The sequence below is a fragment of the Wenzhouxiangella sp. XN79A genome (genome assembly GCF_012272825.1).
In the GTDB taxonomy this organism is placed as follows: Bacteria; Pseudomonadota; Gammaproteobacteria; order Xanthomonadales; family Wenzhouxiangellaceae.
On the sequence record NZ_JAAWWS010000156.1, the window covers coordinates 118,323 to 134,731 of the forward strand.

The following is a 16,409-nucleotide window of genomic DNA, read 5'->3' on the forward strand; positions in this document are numbered from 1 at the left end:
CCAAATGTAATCAATGTGTTGCGTGCCGGGTGCTATTATCACACAAGCATCCGTTAAAACCTCATTCAGGCACGGCAAAAGATTCGCTCGCAATCGGGAAACGATGTGCGATGCGACGCACGCACTGCGCTCGGACGCGTGGCGCGCGCCACAGTTCCTGCAGATCGACGGATTCACCCAACGCCCCAACCCGACGATTCGAATGACAGCCACAGGGAACCACCTTGCCGCGCGGACGTCGACGCCGCCGGACATCAACCTCGTTTCACACCGGACCGCCGATTCGAACACCTGGATCGGCGCCTTCCGCGCGGTCCGCGAAAGCACCGAACACCTGGTCGCGAGCCTCGGTGCCGAAGACCAGAACCTCCAGGCCATGCCGGAGGCCAGCCCGATCAAGTGGCACCGCGCGCACACGACCTGGTTCTTCGAAACCTTCATCCTGGCCCGCGAAATCGATGGCTGGCAGCCGGTCGACCCGGCCTACTGCGAGCTGTTCAACAGCTACTACAACGGCATCGGACGGCAACACCCGCGCGCACGCCGGCACCTGATCGCGCGCCCGGACCACGCCGAGGTCACCGCCTACCGGCAGCGGATCGACGATGCGCTGGTCGACTGGCTCGAGCGCGCCGATTCCGACGTCGTGGCCCGCGTCGCGCCTCGCCTGGTACTCGGACTGAATCACGAGCAACAGCACCAGGAACTGATCCTGACCGACTACAAGGCCGCGCTGCCCGACAATCCGCTCGGCCGTCCGCTGGGTGCACCGCCGGTCAAGGCCGCAACGCCCGCCGGCGATGTCGGGGCCGACTGGGTCCGGTTCGCCGGCGGCGAGGTCGAGATCGGTCACGCCGGGCCGGCCTTCGCGTTCGATAACGAAACCCCGCGTCACAAGGTCATCCTGAACCACGATTTCGAACTGGCCCGACGCCCGGTCACCTGCGGTGAATGGCGCGCGTTCATCGACGACGGCGGTTACCGCGAGCCGCTGCTGTGGCTGTCCGACGGCTGGGCCTGGCTCGCCGAAACCCGCACCTGCGCGCCGGCCTACTGGCGCGAGGACGGCCGGATCCAGACCCTGGCCGGCGTGCGCGAGGCCAGCGACGACGAGCCGGTTACCCACATCAGCCTGTACGAAGCCGCGGCCTACGCCGAGTGGGCCGGCGCGCGGCTGCCGACCGAGGCCGAATGGGAGCACGCGGCTAGCGGCCGGCCGGTCCGGGGCCACTTCGCGAATCGCGGCCGTTTCCACCCCGAAGCCCTGTCGGCCGAGCCCGGCGACGACTTCGAACAGCTGTTCGGCGGTGTCTGGGAATGGACCCAGTCGGCCTACCTGCCCTACCCCGGTTTTGCCCCGGCGCCCGGCGCGGTGGGCGAGTACAACGGCAAGTTCATGGCCAATCAGATGGTACTGCGCGGCGGCAGCTGCGCAACGCCGGCCGGCCACGTGCGGGCCAGTTACCGGAACTTCTTCTATCCGGCCGATCGCTGGCAGTTCACCGGCCTGCGCCTGGCCAGGAGCGCCCGATGAACGACACCCCGACCGATTCGATCCACGCCGCTTCGACGGCGACCGATCAGGACGCGAGCGACGACGGGACGACGACCGCGAAGTCGAACGACCTCCCCGATCCGAGTCGCGAGTTTCTCGCCGACGCGATCGCCGGGTTGCAGGGCCAGCCGCGCACGCTGCCGTGCAAGTACCTGTACGACGAACGCGGCTCGGAACTGTTCGAGCAGATCTGCGCGACCGACGAGTACTACGTGACCCGCGCCGACCTGGCGCTGCACGAGTCCTGCCTCGACGCGATCGCCGCGCAGGTCGGCCCCGATGCCCACATCATCGAATTCGGGTCGGGAGCCGGAATCAAGATCCGGCGGCTGCTCGAGACCTGCCAGCGGGTCCGCGCCTATTCCCCGATCGAGATTTCCGGCGAGGCGCTGGCGATTTCCGTCGCCCGGCTCGCCGACGGCTTTCCGCACCTGGAGATCCTGCCGCTGGAGGCCGATTACACCCAGCCGCTGCCCGACGGAGTGTTCCGCCTCGATCCGCCGGCGCGCCGGCGCGTGGTGTACTTCCCGGGCTCGACGATCAGCAACTTCGAACGTGGCGAAGCACGTGACTTTCTCGGCCGCATGGCACGCATCGCCGGTGCCGGCGGCGGGGTGTTGATCGGGGTCGACCTGGTCAAGGACGTCGACCGCCTGCGCGCAGCCTACGACGACGACGCCGGCGTGACCGCAGCGTTCAACCTCAACCTGCTGGAGCGGCTGCGCAGCGAGTTGGGCGCCGGGATCGAGCTCGATGCGTTCAGTCACGAAGCGCGCTGGGACGCCGAACGCCAGCGGATCGAAATGCACCTGGTGGCCGAGCGGCCGACGGTCATCGTCCTGGCCGACCGACGCTTCGAGTTCCAGGCCGGCGACAGCATCCACACCGAGAACAGCCACAAGTACACGATCGAAGGCTTCCGCGAACTGGCTCGCTCGGCCGGCCTGGTGCCGGTCGAGACCTGGCTCGATCCGGATGGCCTGTTCAGCATGCACTACCTGGAACCGGCCCCGGTCGGCTGACCGGGCCGAGCCAGGCGCCTTTGCGCCGCGTTCAGGGGCTCGACGATGCCGAAGACGCTCCCGGCGCAGGCAGGGGCTCGGGGGCGCGGCCCTGCTCCAGCCGCAGCGCGTTGCGGTAGCAGCGCGTGGCGGCCTCGAGCTGGCCGCCTCGATCGAACACCCGCGCCAGCGCGGCAAAGGCCTCGGCGTCCGGCCGCGCGCGGACCGCGGCCTCGAGATGCTCGCGCGCCCGTTCGTCCTCGCGCGCGTCGAGGTAGAGCCGGCCCAGCGCCAGCTGCAGCGCGGCCGACTCCGGTGCACGCGCCAGCCACTCGCGACAGTGCTTGATGCGGGCCGCGCGATCGGCCTCGTCGGCCTGGGCGTACAGCACCAGCAGGTCGTCGTCGAGGTCGCCGGCCAGCACCCGGCGCAGCTCCGGCTCGGCCAGCTCGGCACGATCCAGTTCCAGCGCTCGCCGGGCGAACGCGGCAACCACTTCCGGACGTTGCTTCAGCCCGCCCTTCAGCGCACGCCAGGTCGACTGCAGCGCAGCGACGTCGTGGGCGGCGGCCAATTCGCGCCCGGCCGCCAGCTCGACCAGGCCCTGCGCACGCTCGGCATCGACCAGGTCGGCCTTGCGCATGGCCGGCACCAGCAGGCGCAGCTCGTGCCAGCGCTCGGCCTGCTGGTAGGCCTGCAGCAGCAGGCGCAGCACGCCTTCGTGCTTCGGTTTCTTCAGGTGCAGCTCTTCGAGCGGCGCGATGGCGCCCTCGGCATCGCCGTCGGCCAGCAGCAGGCGGGCCCGGGTCAGCTGGGTGATGAAGTGCTTCTGACCGAAGCGACGATCGGCGTGCTCGAGGTAACCGTCGCGCCGCTGCTCGGCACCCTGCCCCTGCGCGGCCCGCGCCGCGGCCAGGTAGCCGGCGGTCGATCCATGGTGGGCCAGGGTCTTGTTCAGCGCGCGCTCGGCGTCGGCCCAGCGGCCCTCGGTCAGGGCCATGAGCCCGCGATCGAGATTGCGGCGGTCGCGCGCATCGCGCAGTGTTCGCGCCGCTCGGCCGGGCGCCCGCAGCAGCGCGACGACCACGGCCAGCGCCAGCCAGGACAGCAGCACGCCGCCGACCAGCACCAGCAGCGACATCTGCAGCCGCCAGCCGCCGAACTCGACCAGCACGTAGCCGGGGTCGTCGAGAAGCCGCGGCGCCAGCCAGGCCCCGCCGATCACCGCCAGCGCCAGGACCAGCAGCAGGACGATCAGAACGACCAGGCGCTTCATTCCTCCCGCTCCAGCGCCGCGTCGAGGCCGTCCAGCACGTCGTCGTAGGCGGCCGGCAGGGCCGGCGGCTCGGGCTCGGCGCCGAGCTCGTTCAGGCGCTCCAGCGCGTCGCCGACGATGGTCGTGTCGCGATCGAAGTACCCCGTGACGGTCTGGCGAGCATCGTCGACCAGGGCCGCGGCCGTGGCCCAGTCCTGGCGGGCGGTCGCGATCGCCGCGGCCTCCAGTATCGAGGTGATCCGGCTGCGCGCCCGGTCCAGCTCGACCGGCGTCGGCGGCGCATCGTCGATGGTCTCGACCTTGACCAGCGCGCCGAACGCGCCGGCCACGCGGTCGCGCCACGTGGCCGACGATGGGTCGCCGGGGCCGGGCGACGAGGTCGTTTCGTCCGTGACGGTCCGCGACGCGCTCGGCCAGTCGGCGGCGCTCGCGGCCAGCCGCTGCAGCGCAGCGACCCGGTCGGCGGTATCCGGGCCCTGCAGGCGTTCGGCGCTTCGCAGCAGCCGGTCCATGGCCTCACCGGCGGCCGCGTCCGGCCCGATGTCGGCCAGCCGGGCTGCCGCGCGCTGCCAGGCCGCGCGCGCGGCGCCGGCGTCGGCGTTCAGCATCCAGGCATCGCGGCCCTGGACCAGCAGCGCGCGGGCGTGCACAGCCGCCAGGCGGCGGGCACGGGCCTGGCCGATCGCCTCGAGATCGGCCCCGAGGCTGCCGAGCTGGTCCTGCAGCGCTTCCACCCGCTGTTCGATCCGCTGCTCCAGCGAGCCCATCCTCGCCTCGAGGCTGGCCTCGCCGCTGGACTGGCTGCCTTCCAGCCGCCCGATCCGACGCGCCAGCGCGTCGAGCGCGTCGGGATCGCGTTCGGCCGCCTCGCGGACCTCGGCCAGGGCCTGTTCCAGTGCGGTGATGTCGGACTCCAGGCCCGCGCGAAGCTGTCCACGCTGCTCGTCCAGCGTATCGACCCGTCCGGCCAGCGCCTCGAGCCGACCGTCCAGTGCATCGAATTCATCGGCCCCGATCCGGTTTTCGTTCGTCGGCGCATCGTCGGCCGGTGCCCAGAACGGAAAACCGGCCAGCGCCAGCGCTCCGAGGGCGATCAGCAGCGCCAGCCAGGCAAGACCGCGACCGCCGCCGGTTCGCTGGGTGCTGTCCGGCGTGGCGGGCGTGGTGGAGGCGCGCCCGGAGGCAGCGCCGGACGTCGACCGGCTCGATTCGGGCGACGCATCGTCGTCCGAGGCCGGCGGCCGGGCCGCCGAGGCCGAGGGATCGGCCTCGCGGCCGGCCGGCGTGCGCGAGTCGTCGGAATGCTCGCTCATGGGACCCATCCGTTTCGAAACCGCATTCGATGCTACCGGAACTTCGCCCCGAGCGGGGTCACGGACCCGGGGCGAGGCCGGTCAGCCGCTCGACGGCGACCCGCAGGGCGGTATCCGACGCCCCATCGGCCTGGACGATTTCGCCGATCCCGAGTGCCCGGGCGCGCGCGGCCAGGCGCGCCGAAGAGACGACGAATCGACCGGCTCGCCAGCGGCGACGCAGCGGTTCCGGCAGGGTCTCGGCCAGGCGCTCCAGCGTGGCCGGACTGCTGACGAGGGTGATCACCGACCGATCACCGCCGAGCGCCTCGAGCAGGGCCGGCGGCGGTTCGAGCGGTACGCGACGGTACGGGGCGAGCACATCGACCGTCGCACCTCGCGCGCGCAGGGTTCGGGCAATCCGGGTGCGGCCACCCGGCGCGGCCAGGATCACGAATCGACGACCCTCGATCCGCGCGGCGGCCAGCTCGGACAGGGCCAGCACGTCTTCACTGGTGCCGCCGCTGGCCGGATGAACGACCGCCATGCCGGCCTCGCGCAGCGGTCCGGCCGTGCCCGGCCCGGGTGCCACGAGCCGGCAATCGGCCAGGCGCTCGGTGCCGAGGGCGCGCAGCGCGACGGCAGCAGCGCGCGGGCTGGTGATGACCAGCCCGTCGACCGGCCGGCAGTGCTCGAAGGCCTCGGCCAGGGCGCGCTCGTCGACCGGCTCGAGCGCGAACATCGGCGCCCGGATCACGGCCAGGCCCGCCTCCGACAGCACTGCGCCCAGCGAATCCTCGTCGGTTCCGGCGCGGGTCACCACCACGAGCGGGGCGGCCCGCTCGCTGTCGCCGGGCCGGTCATTCATCGGCGATGTCCGGCGCGCACGTGCTCGGGCCCGGCCGGCGACGGGAATCGACCGAAGCGATGCGCGCAGTTCGAAGTGGCCGATCCGGCCGGCGCAGAAAAAGAAGAAGCCCGCTGGCGAGAGCGGGCTTCTGGGATAGATTCCGGGTGTCTGACGAAGCCGACCAACGTGCAGGGGGCTTGCGTGTTGGCGTTGGCAGTAGGGGGACGCACATCAATCAGCAACGTCGTGGACGACACCCGGAAAAGCGAATCGTGTCTTGCAGCGTACTGCAACCCTAGTGCATGTCGTGTGAAACCTGCCCCTCTCTCACTCTATGACTCGATTGTGGCACAGCCGATTCGGCGTGTCCAGCCCCAGTTTCGACCCCGATTCTACGACTTTAGTCCAACAAGAATCGCCTCGCCACCTTCGGCCAGCAGCCGCTCGGCGGCCCGACGTCCCAGCGCATCGGCCCGGCCGGCCGGGCCTTCCAGTTCGACCTCGACCCCGACACCCCGCTCGCCGCCCAGCCGCGCGCGCAGGCGCAGTCGCTCGCCGTCGAGTTCGGCATGGGCCGCCAGCGGCATCCGGCAGTCGGCGCCGAGCCGGTCGACGACCGCACGCTCGGCGGCCACCGCGGTGCGCGTGGCTTCGCAGGACACCGCGGCGAGACGGGCCCGGAGCTCGACATCGTCGGCCCGGCATTCGATCGCGATCACGCCCTGTCCGGGTGCAGGCAGCCAGCGATCGGTCGACAGCTCGATCGCGGTGGCCGGCTCGACGCCGAGCCGGCGCAGCCCGGCCGCGGCCAGCACGGTGGCATCGATCCGGCCCTCGAATACGGCGTTCATGCGCGTCTCGACGTTGCCGCGCAGCGGCACGATCTCGAGGTCGGAACGAAGCGCCTCGAGCTGGCGGATGCGGCGCAGGCTGGAACTGCCGACCCGGCTGCCGGGCGGCATCCGCTCGATCGGCGTGGCGTCGCGGGTGATCCACAGGTCGCCGGCATCGGCGCGCGGCAGCCAGGCGGCCAGCACCAGGCCGTCGGGCATCCGCGCCGGCACGTCCTTGAGCGAATGCACGGCGAAATCGGCCCGACCCTCGACGATGGCATGCTCCAGCTCCTTCAGGAACAGCCCCTTGCCGCCGATCTCGGCCAGCGAGCGGTCGAGCACTTCGTCGCCGCGCGTACTCATCGGCATCAGTTCCACCGCGAGATCGGGGTGCGCCTCGACCAGCCGATCGCGGACGTGCTCGGATTGCCACAGGGCCAGGCGACTCTTGCGCGTGGCGAGATAACGGGGATTCATCGGCGGCATCGGGGTCTCGTTCGGAGTTTCGGTTGGAATCTCGGGCGCGATTCAGTGCGGGTCATCGTGGCCGGTCAGCAGCCGCTTCACGGCCGCGTGGTTGCGGCGCGACACCTCGGGCTGGTAGTCGATGCCGGCCAGCGTGACGCGCTCCACGCCGCCGGCGTCGCGAAACAGCGAGCGAACGTGCCGCCGGTTGACCAGCGCCGCACGATGGACGCGCAGAAACTGCTCGGGATGGCGCGCTTCGAGCTCCTTCAGCGTGGCGTCGGCCAGCGCCCGACCCTCGGTCGAATGCACGACGGTGCACTTGTCTTCCGACGACAGCGCGCGGACCTGGTCGAGCGGAATCCGCAGCCGCCGCTCGCCGACCCGTGCCGAGAGCATCGGGCCCTCCGCGTCGTCGGCCGGGCGATCGCCGCCGGTGCGTGCCGCAAAGCGCTGAAGCGCCGCGCGCAGCCGTTCCCGACGAACCGGTTTGACCAGATAGTCCAGCGCCGCGACGTCGAACGCGTCGACCGCGTACTCATCGTGCGCGGTCACGAAGATCACCGCCGGCGGCGAATCGAGCCCGCGCAGCGCACGGGCCAGCTCGATGCCGTCGATCCCGGGCATTTCGATGTCGAGCAGCAGCAGATCGGGGACGAGCTCGCGGCAGCGCTCGAGCACGCGGTCGGGCCTGGATTCACAGCCGACCACCTGCACACCCGGCTCGCCGCGCAACAGGCCGACCAGGCGCTCGACGGCCAGCGGCTCGTCGTCGACCACCATCACCGGGCGCGCCGGACCCGGCGTCATCGCTCGGCTCGCCAACGGGCGTCGAGCCAGCGATCGATCGCGGTGATTTCATCGGGATGCACGCCGTGCTGCATGACCCAGGCCTGCCACTGCACCTCGACGTCGGCCGCGGCCAGCGCTTCGGCCGCGTGCCGGCCCAGCGCCATCGGCACGATCGGATCGACGCTGCCGTGGCCCATGAACACCGGCGCGCGGCGACCGGCCTCGGTCGACCAGCGGCTCAGCCCGTCGCCATCGAGCAGGTAGCAGGACAGCGCGATCACGCCGGCCAGGGTTTCGCGCTGCGCCAGCCCGCAGCGCAGCGCGATCGCCCCACCCTGGGAGAAGCCGGCCAGCACGATCCGCGCCGCCGGCACGCCGCCTTCGATCTCGCGGTCGATCAGTCGCTGGACCCTGGCCTGCGAGTCGGCAATGCCCTCGACATCCTGGTCACGGGCAATGTCGAAGCCCAGGATGTCGTACCAGGCGCGCATCGCCATGCCGCCGTTGACCGTCACCGGCCGGACCGGCGCGTGCGGGAACACGAACCGGACCGAACGGCCCGCGGTGGCCTGCCGGAGCTGCGGTACAATCGGCTCGAAATCGTGGCCGTCGGCGCCGAGCCCGTGCAGCCAGATCACGCTGCAGGACGGGTCGGGACCGGTTTCGGTCACGATGCATTCCAGTTCATTCGATTCGAGGTGGCTCATGCAACGGATTCTACCCGCTGCACTCCGCATCCTGTCCGCGGCGCTGCTTGCCGCGCTGCTGCTCGGCGGTTGCGGGCTGAAGGTCGACCTGGTGCTGCCCGAAGCCGCACCGGCCGAGGCCGACGACGACCGCGAGCCGGAGGACGACGAGGCATGAAGCGCATCCCCGAACCCGAGCTCATGGACAGCCAGGACCAGGTCGAGGCCTATGCCGCGGCCGACTTCGCCGACGGCAACCGGGCCTTCAGCGAGCGCGTCGCCGAGGCGCTGGCCGGGGCCGCGGCGGGCACGCTGATCGACCTCGGCTGCGGGCCCGGCGACATCTGCCGGCGGCTCGCCGCCGCGCTGCCGGCCTGGTCCATCGAAGGCCTGGACGCCGGCCCGAACATGCTCGAGACGGCCGAGCGCGACACCGTCGGTTCACCGCACGCCGACCGCATCCGCTATCGTCTGGCCCGACTGCCGGACCCGTCGCTGGCCTCGTCGGCCTACCAGGCCGTGGTCTCCAACAGCCTGCTGCACCACCTGCCGGACCCGAGCGCGCTGTGGCAGGCCGTCGTCCAGCTCGCCGCACCCGGCGCCTACGTGCAGGTCATGGACCTGGACCGTCCCGACACTCCGACCGCGGCACGCTCGCTGGTCGAGGCCTACGCCCGGGACGAGCCCGAGGTGCTGCGCGAAGACTTCTTCAACAGCCTGTGCGCGGCCTGGACCGCCGAGGAAGTACGCGACCAGCTCGCTCAGGCCGGCCTTGCGCTGGCCGTCGAGCGAGTCTCCGACCGACACTGGCTGGTGCACGGTCGCCTGCCGGCATGACCACCGACCGCGCGCCGGTCCGGTTCGCCAAGCTCGAAGGCCTCGGCAACGATTTCATGCTGGTCGACGCGCGCAGCGGCGCGCCCACGCCGCCGCTGGACCCGGCCATCCTGCGCCGGCTCGCCGACCGCCGCCTCGGCGTCGGCTTCGACCAGTTCCTGCTGCTGCTCCCCAGCCGTGATGACGCGGCATTCGCGGTCGTCATCCACAACGCCGACGGCAGCCCGGCCGAGCAGTGCGGCAACGGCATGCGCGCGCTGGCCGCGTGGCTGGACGCGCACGACCAACTGCCCGAGCACGGCCTGGTGGTGGCCACCCCGGCCGGTCCGGTCCATCTCGACCGCGCCGAGCCGATCGACGGGCAGGCGGCCTGGAGCGCCGAGCTGCCCGGCCTGCAGCTGCTCGAACGCGGGCCGGGACGGCGCGAGGTGCGGTTGGGCAACCCGCACCGCGTGCTGCGCGTCGACGTACCGCCCGATGCCGAAGCGCTGGCCGCCGCGTTCCGCGCCGAGCCCGACGCGGCCGGGCTGAACCTCGGGCTGGCCTGCGCCGTCGATCGCCACCGCATCGCGCTGCGCGTGCACGAGCGCGGTGCCGGGCCGACCCCGGCCTGCGGCAGCGGCGCCTGCGCGGCCGCGGCCTCGATGATTGCCTCCGGCGAGGTCGACCGGCCGGTGCGCGTCGATCAGCCCGGCGGAAGCGTTGTGGTAGATTGGCAACCCGGCGAGTCCCGGGTCCGACTCACCGGCCCGGCCCGCCCGATTTTCGAAGGATGGATCGCATGGCCGAACCCGACGCCCCCGAACTGACCCCCTCCGCCGACCTCGACCCCGAGCGTGTCGCCGACTGGCTGGCCGCCCACCCCGGCTTCCTGGCCGACCGCCCGGAACTGGCCGAGCGGCTCTCGCTGCCGGACGCCGACAGCGCGGTATCGCTGACCGAGTTCCGCAGCCGGCGACTGGTCGAAGAGAATGACCGCCTCAAGCTGCAGCTGGCCGAACTGGCTTCCAACGCCGGCCGCAACGAGGACCTGACCCGCCGACTGCACGTGCTGACCCTGGCCCTGGCCGAGGCGCCCGACGCCGTGGCATTGTTCGACGAACTGGCCGGACGGATGACCCGCGATTTCAGCGCCGAGGTCCTGCACCTGCGCCTGAGCGACGCACCGGATGTCGCCGTCGAAGGCGTGCACATCGAGGGCTGGCCCGCCGAGCGCCCGGACTGGCTGCGCGCCCTGCTCGACGAAGGCCGACCGGAATGCGGCCGGCTGACCCGCGCCAAGCGCGATTTCCTGTTCGGCGACGAGGCCGAGGGCATCGGCTCGGCAGCGCTGGTGCCGCTGGCCGACGACGGCCTGCTGGCGATCGGCGCAAGCGACCACGACCGCTTCCAGCCCGGCATGGGCACGCTGTTTCTCGAACTGCTGGGTGAAACGCTGGCCCACCGCCTGCGCGCCCTGGCCGCCGACGGTGAGCGCCGCCGACGCGCCTGATTCCGAGGCGCCGGCCGGCGAAGTCGCCGAGGCGGTCGTCGCCTTTCTCGCCGACGCCGAGCGGGCCGGGCGACTCAGCGCCCGATCGCTCGATGCCTACCGCCGCGACCTGAAGCGGCTTGTCGCCTGGGCCGGCCGGCGCGGCATCGACCGCCTGGACCAGCTCGACCTCCACGCGCTGCGCGGCTTCGCCGCCGCCGAGATGCGCGCCGGGCTCGACCCGCGCACGATCCAGCGCCGGCTCTCGGCGGTCCGCAAGTGGTTCGGCTGGCTGCTGCGCGAAGGCCGGGTGGCCGGCAACCCGGCCGCCGACCTGCGCGCGCCCCGGGTCCGTCGCAAGCTGCCGACCACACTCGACCCGGACCAGGTGCTGAAGCTGCTCGAGCTGCCCGGCACCGGCCCGCTGGACGTGCGCGACCGCGCGCTGATGGAGCTGTGCTATTCCTCGGGCCTGCGCGTCAGCGAACTGGCCGACGCGCGCTGGTCGCGACTCGACGAGCGCGAGGGCCTGCTGCGGGTGATCGGCAAGGGCAACAAGGAGCGGATCGTGCCGGTCGGCCGGCACGCACTGACCGCGCTGGCGGCCTGGCGACCAGTGCACCTGGAGCGCACCGGCGGCGGCCAGGACATCATCTTCACCACCCGCACCGGCACACCGCTGAGCGTGCGCAGCATCCAGCAGCGGATCACCCAGCGCGCCCGCGAGCAGGGCCTGGACCAGCACGTCCACCCGCATCAGCTCCGCCACTCCTTCGCCTCGCACATCCTCGAATCGTCCGGCGACCTGCGCGCCGTCCAGGAACTGCTCGGCCACGCCAACCTCACCACCACCCAGATCTACACCCACCTCGACTTCCAGCACCTGGCCGAAGTCTACGACCGCACCCACCCCCGCGCCCGCGGTCGCCGCTAAGCCGGACTCGGACAGGGAAAAGCGGGAAGGAAACCGCAGTTGAACGCAGATAAGGCTCGAGAGCGAACGGCGCAGCCGGCGGAATCGCTCTTCCTGAACCCTGAACCCTGAACCCTGAACCCTGAACCCTGAACCCTGAACCCTGAACCCTGAACCCTGAACCCTGAACCCTGAACCCTGAACCCTGAACCCTGAACCCTGAACCCTGAAACCGGAAACCGACCACTCGAACCGGAGCGTCCACGGACATCACCGCCCCCGCGAACTCCCCCGCCCTTCATCTGCGCTCATCCGCGCTCATCTGCGGTAAAGACCCGACTCGACCACCGGCGCTCAGCCGCCTTCGTCCTCTTCGGCCTCGGGCGGCAACGCCTCGAGGGTCGCCATGAGCTCGTGCACGATGGTGCGGGCGCGGGCTTCGAAGGTTTCGGGGACCTGCACACGGATGGCGCTGTAGCTGTCCTGCACGCCGAACAGCGAGGCATGACCGGCCGAGCCCAGGTGGACGGGAATGCCCTCGGCGTCGAGCTTCATCCGGACCAGCTGGGCCAGCGCGGCGTCGTGGACCTTGCGGATCGTGACCAGGGCCATCCAATTGCTCTCCTTCCGGCGTGGCTTCCGATTCTGCCGCAGATCGGTCGACGGCAGCGTGTTTCCCTGCCGCAGCCCAGGGCGCGGGACCGAGGCGATCGGCCGGCCGGTCCTCATCGACGCGCCTGCGCGCCATCGATCGGGCGTCAGGGGTACCATCGTACTCCGGACACGCAAGGGAACACCGCACGTGAGCGACGCATCCATTCTCGTCGGCAAGGGCGCCGAGCAGATTCGCCTGCAGGGGCGCTACGCCAACCGTCATGGCCTGGTCGCCGGGGCCACCGGCACCGGCAAGACCGTCACCCTGATGGTCCTGGCCGAGGGCTTCTCGCGGATGGGCGTGCCGGTGTTCATCGCCGACGCCAAGGGCGACATCGCCGGGCTGGCCGCGGCCGGCAGCCCGCACCCGAAGATCGACGAACGGATCGAGACCATCGGCATCGAGCACTACGTCCAGGAGCCGAACCCGGTGGTGCTGTGGGACCTGTGGGGCGACCTCGGCCACCCGGTGCGAACCACGGTCACCGAGATCGGGCCGGTGCTGATGGCCCGGATGCTCGAACTCAACGAAACCCAGGAAGGCGTGCTGAACGTGGCCTTCCGGGTCGCCGACGAGAACGGCCTGCTGCTGCTCGACTTCAAGGACCTGCGCGCCCTGCTCGCCCACGTGGCCGAACACCGCAAGGAAATCAGCGGCGAGTACGGACTGGTCAGCACCGCCAGCATCGGCGCCATCCAGCGCGCATTGCTGCGGCTGGAGACCGACGGCGCCGAGCGGTTCTTCGGCGAGCCGGCACTGGCGCTGACCGACCTGATGCGCCAGGACCTGTCCGGCCGCGGCATCATCAACGTACTGGCCGCCGAGCAGCTGATCCTCAAGCCCAAGCTGTACTCGACCTTCCTGCTGTGGCTGCTCTCGGAGCTGTTCGAGCAGCTGCCGGAAGTCGGCGACGCGGACACGCCGAAGCTGGTGTTCTTCTTCGACGAAGCTCACCTGCTGTTCGACGACTGCCCGCCGGCGCTGCAGGACCGGGTCGAGCAGGTCGTTCGGCTGATCCGGTCCAAGGGGGTCGGGGTGTACTTCTGCAGCCAGAACCCCGACGACGTGCCCGACGAGGTGCTCGGCCAGCTCGGCAACCGGGTCCAGCACGCGCTGCGCGCCTTCACCCCGCGCGACCAGAAGGCCGTGCGGGCCGCGGCCGAGACCTTCGTCCCGAACCCGGCCATCGACGTCGAACAGGCGATCACCACGCTCGGCGTCGGCGAAGCGCTGGTCTCGATGCTGGCCGACAAGGGCGTGCCGCAGCCGGTCGACCAGGCGCTGATCGCCCCGCCGCGCTGCCGGATGGGCGTGCTGTCGGCCGAGGAACGCGCGGCGGTCCGATCCCGCTCGCCGATCGGCCCGAAGTACGACCAGGCCGTCGACCGCGAATCGGCCCACGAGATGCTGGCCCGGCAGGCCGCAGCAGCCGCCGAGGCGGCGGCCCGGGCGCAGGCGCAGGCCGAAGCGGACGCCCAGGCCGAGGCGAGCGCCAGGACCAGTGCGCCGCGACCGGAACGCCGCTCCAACCGGCAGTCCGCCGGCGAGGCGATGCTGAAATCCACGCTGCGCTCGATCGGCACGACGCTGGGCCGCGAACTCAGCCGCGGCCTGCTCGGGGGGCTGTTCGGCAAGCGGGGGCGCTGAGCACGGTCCGGCTTGAGCCGGGGCCCGGCCGGCCCCACTTCACGGGTTCACGTCCAGCACGGAACCCGGCATGGAGCAATTTCACGGCACGACCATCGTCTCGGTTCGCCGAGGCCACCAGGTCGTCATCGGCGGGGACGGCCAGGTCACCCTCGGCGACACGATCATGAAGTCCAACGCGCGCAAGGTGCGCCGGCTGTACAAGGGCCAGGTGCTGGCCGGCTTCGCCGGCGCCACCGCCGATGCCTTTACCCTGTTCGAGCGTTTCGAAGCCAAGCTCGAGCAGCACTCGGGCCACCTGACCCGGGCCGCCGTGGAGCTGGCCAAGGACTGGCGCACCGACCGCCTGCTGCGCCGGCTCGAGGCGCTGCTGGCCGTGGCCAACCACGAAGCCTCGCTGATCATTTCCGGCAACGGTGACGTGATCGAGCCCGAACAGGGGCTGATCGCGATCGGCTCCGGCGGGCCGTATGCACAGGCCGCGGCCACCGCGCTGCTTCGCCATTCCGACGCCGACGCCGAGACCATCTGCCGCGAGGCCCTCGGCGTGGCGTCGGAGATCTGCATCTACACCAACGGCAACCACGTGATCGAAACGCTGGACCTCGAACCAGGGAATTCCGACTGATGTCCTACATGACCCCGCGCGAAATCGTCCAGGAACTGGACCGCCACATCATCGGCCAGAGCGCCGCCAAGCGCGCCGTGGCCATTGCGCTGCGCAACCGCTGGCGCCGGATGGAAGTCGACGAGAAACTGCGCCCGGAGATCACGCCGAAGAACATCCTGATGATCGGCCCGACCGGCGTCGGCAAGACCGAAATCGCCCGCCGCCTGGCCGCGCTGGCGCGCGCGCCGTTCGTCAAGGTCGAGGCGACCAAGTTCACCGAAGTCGGCTACGTCGGCAAGGACGTGGAGTCGATCATCCGCGACCTGGTCGAGGTGTCGATCAAGATGGCCCGCGACCAGGCCATGAATGCGGTGCGCTCGCGCGCCGAGGACGCGGCCTGCGAGCGGGTCGTCGACCTGCTGCTGCCCAGGCGCGCCACCAGCGGCTTTGCCAACTCGCCCGTCGAACCGGTGGAAGACCAGAGCGGCACCCGCCGCAAACTGATGCAGAAGCTGCTGGCCGGGGAGCTCAACGACAAGGAGATCGACGTCGAAGTGCAGATGAACATCGGCGTCGACATCATGGCCCCGCCCGGCATGGAGGAAATGACCCAACAGCTGCAGCAGGTCTTCTCCAACCTGTCCGGCGACCGCCGCAAGACCCGCCGGATGAAGGTCCGCGACGCGCTGCCGCTGCTGATCGAGCAGGAAGCGGCCGCGCTGATCAACGACGAGGAGGTCAAGCAGCAGGGCCTGGACAACGCCCAGCAGAACGGCATCGTGTTCATCGACGAGATCGACAAGGTCTGCCGTCGTGCCGAAGGCGGCAGCAGCGGCGAAGTCTCGCGCGAAGGCGTGCAGCGCGACCTGCTGCCGCTGGTCGAGGGCTGCACCGTCAACACCAAGTACGGTCCGATCAACACCGACCACGTCCTGTTCATCGCCTCCGGTGCATTCCACCTGGCGAAACCGTCGGACCTGGTGCCCGAGCTCCAGGGCCGACTGCCGATCCGGGTCGAGCTTCGCGCGCTGTCGGCCGAGGACTTCGAGCGCATCCTGACCGAACCGGATGCTTCGCTGACCGAGCAGTACCGCGCGCTGATGGCCACCGAGGGCGTAACGCTGGACTTCAGCGAGGACGCGATCCGGCGCATCGCCGAGATCAGCTTCTCGGTCAACGAGAGCACCGAGAACATCGGCGCACGCCGGCTGCACACCGTCATCGAGCGGCTGCTCGACGAGATCTCCTATACCGCGCCGGACCGCTCGGGCGAGACGCTGACGATCGACGCCGACTACGTCAACGAGCACCTCGGCGACCTGGCCGCCGACGACGACCTGAGCCGCTACATTCTCTAGCCCGCATTGTTCATGAATCGCCGCGATGATTGCGCCGGCAATTGTTCGCACAGGGGATGTTCCGACCGAGCGGAATACCATGCTGTATTTCCGAGCGAGGAAGATTCGCTGTGCGGACAAGGACCAAGCAAGGGCGCGAGCTCATTAATGAATAATGCGGGCGAGTGG

Annotated in this window: 17 protein-coding genes; 10 read left to right on the forward strand and 7 right to left on the reverse strand. The window is 70.7% G+C overall.

Features of this window, described 5'->3' with window-relative positions; genetic code table 11:
- Positions 1-202 precede the first annotated feature (202 nt).
- Positions 203-1,534: an ergothioneine biosynthesis protein EgtB gene (egtB, locus tag HFP89_RS11525; RefSeq protein ID WP_168717808.1), complete on the forward strand. Its 1,332-nt coding sequence runs from the start codon at positions 203-205 to the stop codon at positions 1,532-1,534.
- Entirely contained in the window at positions 1,531-2,577 is a 1,047-nt protein-coding gene (gene egtD, locus HFP89_RS11530) for an L-histidine N(alpha)-methyltransferase (RefSeq protein ID WP_168717809.1), read from the forward strand. The genes egtB and egtD overlap by 4 nt, the downstream gene beginning before the upstream one ends.
- A gap of 31 nt (positions 2,578-2,608) precedes the next feature.
- Here egtD and HFP89_RS11535 read toward each other — a convergent pair whose 3' ends face one another.
- The 6 genes from HFP89_RS11535 to HFP89_RS11560 form a co-directional block, all read right to left on the reverse strand.
- The gene (locus HFP89_RS11535; protein WP_168717810.1) at positions 2,609-3,832 is read right to left on the reverse strand and encodes a heme biosynthesis HemY N-terminal domain-containing protein; all 1,224 of its coding nucleotides are present in this window, start codon (positions 3,830-3,832) and stop codon (positions 2,609-2,611) included.
- Positions 3,829-5,145 carry a uroporphyrinogen-III C-methyltransferase gene (locus HFP89_RS11540; protein WP_168717811.1) on the reverse strand — a complete coding sequence of 439 codons (1,317 nt, stop codon included), beginning with the start codon at positions 5,143-5,145 and terminating at the stop codon, positions 3,829-3,831. The genes HFP89_RS11535 and HFP89_RS11540 overlap by 4 nt, the downstream gene beginning before the upstream one ends.
- A 58-nt stretch (positions 5,146-5,203) precedes the next feature.
- Positions 5,204-5,992, reverse strand: coding sequence for a uroporphyrinogen-III synthase (locus HFP89_RS11545; RefSeq protein WP_168717812.1), 789 nt, complete (start codon positions 5,990-5,992; stop codon positions 5,204-5,206).
- A gap of 374 nt (positions 5,993-6,366) precedes the next feature.
- On the reverse strand, positions 6,367-7,284 hold the full coding sequence (gene hemC / locus HFP89_RS11550) for a hydroxymethylbilane synthase (RefSeq protein WP_168717813.1): 918 nt from the start codon (positions 7,282-7,284) through the stop codon (positions 6,367-6,369).
- A 51-nt stretch (positions 7,285-7,335) separates the two neighbouring features.
- Positions 7,336-8,082, reverse strand: a complete 747-nt coding sequence (locus tag HFP89_RS11555; RefSeq protein ID WP_168717814.1) for a LytTR family DNA-binding domain-containing protein — start codon at positions 8,080-8,082, stop codon at positions 7,336-7,338.
- Positions 8,079-8,771, reverse strand: coding sequence for an alpha/beta fold hydrolase (locus HFP89_RS11560; protein ID WP_168717815.1), 693 nt, complete (start codon positions 8,769-8,771; stop codon positions 8,079-8,081). The genes HFP89_RS11555 and HFP89_RS11560 overlap by 4 nt, the downstream gene beginning before the upstream one ends.
- Between HFP89_RS11560 and HFP89_RS11565 the strand changes: the two genes are divergently transcribed.
- Genes HFP89_RS11565 through HFP89_RS16345 form a run of 5 tightly spaced genes read left to right on the forward strand, consistent with a single transcriptional unit; the run spans position 8,770 to position 11,992 of the window.
- Positions 8,770-8,928 carry a hypothetical protein gene (locus HFP89_RS11565; RefSeq protein ID WP_168717816.1) on the forward strand — a complete coding sequence of 53 codons (159 nt, stop codon included), beginning with the start codon at positions 8,770-8,772 and terminating at the stop codon, positions 8,926-8,928. The genes HFP89_RS11560 and HFP89_RS11565 overlap by 2 nt on opposite strands.
- Positions 8,925-9,587: a class I SAM-dependent methyltransferase gene (locus HFP89_RS11570; protein ID WP_168717817.1), complete on the forward strand. Its 663-nt coding sequence runs from the start codon at positions 8,925-8,927 to the stop codon at positions 9,585-9,587. Before HFP89_RS11565 ends, HFP89_RS11570 begins: the two co-directional genes overlap by 4 nt.
- Positions 9,584-10,396, forward strand: coding sequence for a diaminopimelate epimerase (dapF, locus tag HFP89_RS11575; RefSeq protein ID WP_168717818.1), 813 nt, complete (start codon positions 9,584-9,586; stop codon positions 10,394-10,396). The genes HFP89_RS11570 and dapF overlap by 4 nt, the downstream gene beginning before the upstream one ends.
- Positions 10,369-11,079, forward strand: coding sequence for a DUF484 family protein (locus HFP89_RS11580; RefSeq protein WP_168717819.1), 711 nt, complete (start codon positions 10,369-10,371; stop codon positions 11,077-11,079). Before dapF ends, HFP89_RS11580 begins: the two co-directional genes overlap by 28 nt.
- On the forward strand, positions 11,015-11,992 hold the full coding sequence (locus HFP89_RS16345; protein ID WP_346775235.1) for a tyrosine recombinase XerC: 978 nt from the start codon (positions 11,015-11,017) through the stop codon (positions 11,990-11,992). The genes HFP89_RS11580 and HFP89_RS16345 overlap by 65 nt, the downstream gene beginning before the upstream one ends.
- Before the next feature lie 333 nt (positions 11,993-12,325).
- Here the strand turns inward: HFP89_RS16345 and HFP89_RS11590 are convergent, their stop codons facing one another.
- Positions 12,326-12,583 (reverse strand): DUF2007 domain-containing protein, encoded by a 258-nt coding sequence (locus HFP89_RS11590; RefSeq protein WP_168717710.1) that lies wholly within the window; start codon positions 12,581-12,583, stop codon positions 12,326-12,328.
- Between the two features lie 190 nt (positions 12,584-12,773).
- Here HFP89_RS11590 and HFP89_RS11595 point away from each other — a divergent pair, with 190 nt between their 5' ends.
- From HFP89_RS11595 to hslU, 3 genes are all read left to right on the forward strand, one after another.
- Positions 12,774-14,273, forward strand: coding sequence for a helicase HerA-like domain-containing protein (locus HFP89_RS11595; protein ID WP_346775236.1), 1,500 nt, complete (start codon positions 12,774-12,776; stop codon positions 14,271-14,273).
- Between the two features lie 70 nt (positions 14,274-14,343).
- Complete coding sequence (gene hslV, locus HFP89_RS11600; RefSeq protein ID WP_168717821.1) at positions 14,344-14,901, forward strand: ATP-dependent protease subunit HslV; 558 nt, start codon at positions 14,344-14,346, stop codon at positions 14,899-14,901.
- A complete protein-coding gene (hslU, locus tag HFP89_RS11605) occupies positions 14,901-16,241 on the forward strand; it encodes an ATP-dependent protease ATPase subunit HslU (protein WP_168717822.1) in 1,341 nt (446 codons plus the stop codon). The genes hslV and hslU overlap by 1 nt, the downstream gene beginning before the upstream one ends.
- Positions 16,242-16,409 lie beyond the last annotated feature (168 nt).

Coding starts and splice junctions, on each gene's coding strand:
- egtB (WP_168717808.1), top strand. CDS start 203: ATGACAGCCACAGGGAACCACCTTGCCGCGCGGACGTCGACGCCGCCG.
- egtD (WP_168717809.1), top strand. CDS start 1,531: ATGAACGACACCCCGACCGATTCGATCCACGCCGCTTCGACGGCGACC.
- HFP89_RS11535 (WP_168717810.1), bottom strand. CDS start 3,832: ATGAAGCGCCTGGTCGTTCTGATCGTCCTGCTGCTGGTCCTGGCGCTG.
- HFP89_RS11540 (WP_168717811.1), bottom strand. CDS start 5,145: ATGAGCGAGCATTCCGACGACTCGCGCACGCCGGCCGGCCGCGAGGCC.
- HFP89_RS11545 (WP_168717812.1), bottom strand. CDS start 5,992: ATGAATGACCGGCCCGGCGACAGCGAGCGGGCCGCCCCGCTCGTGGTG.
- hemC (WP_168717813.1), bottom strand. CDS start 7,284: ATGAATCCCCGTTATCTCGCCACGCGCAAGAGTCGCCTGGCCCTGTGG.
- HFP89_RS11555 (WP_168717814.1), bottom strand. CDS start 8,082: ATGACGCCGGGTCCGGCGCGCCCGGTGATGGTGGTCGACGACGAGCCG.
- HFP89_RS11565 (WP_168717816.1), top strand. CDS start 8,770: ATGCAACGGATTCTACCCGCTGCACTCCGCATCCTGTCCGCGGCGCTG.
- HFP89_RS11560 (WP_168717815.1), bottom strand. CDS start 8,771: ATGAGCCACCTCGAATCGAATGAACTGGAATGCATCGTGACCGAAACC.
- HFP89_RS11570 (WP_168717817.1), top strand. CDS start 8,925: ATGAAGCGCATCCCCGAACCCGAGCTCATGGACAGCCAGGACCAGGTC.
- dapF (WP_168717818.1), top strand. CDS start 9,584: ATGACCACCGACCGCGCGCCGGTCCGGTTCGCCAAGCTCGAAGGCCTC.
- HFP89_RS11580 (WP_168717819.1), top strand. CDS start 10,369: ATGGCCGAACCCGACGCCCCCGAACTGACCCCCTCCGCCGACCTCGAC.
- HFP89_RS11590 (WP_168717710.1), bottom strand. CDS start 12,583: ATGGCCCTGGTCACGATCCGCAAGGTCCACGACGCCGCGCTGGCCCAG.
- hslV (WP_168717821.1), top strand. CDS start 14,344: ATGGAGCAATTTCACGGCACGACCATCGTCTCGGTTCGCCGAGGCCAC.
- hslU (WP_168717822.1), top strand. CDS start 14,901: ATGTCCTACATGACCCCGCGCGAAATCGTCCAGGAACTGGACCGCCAC.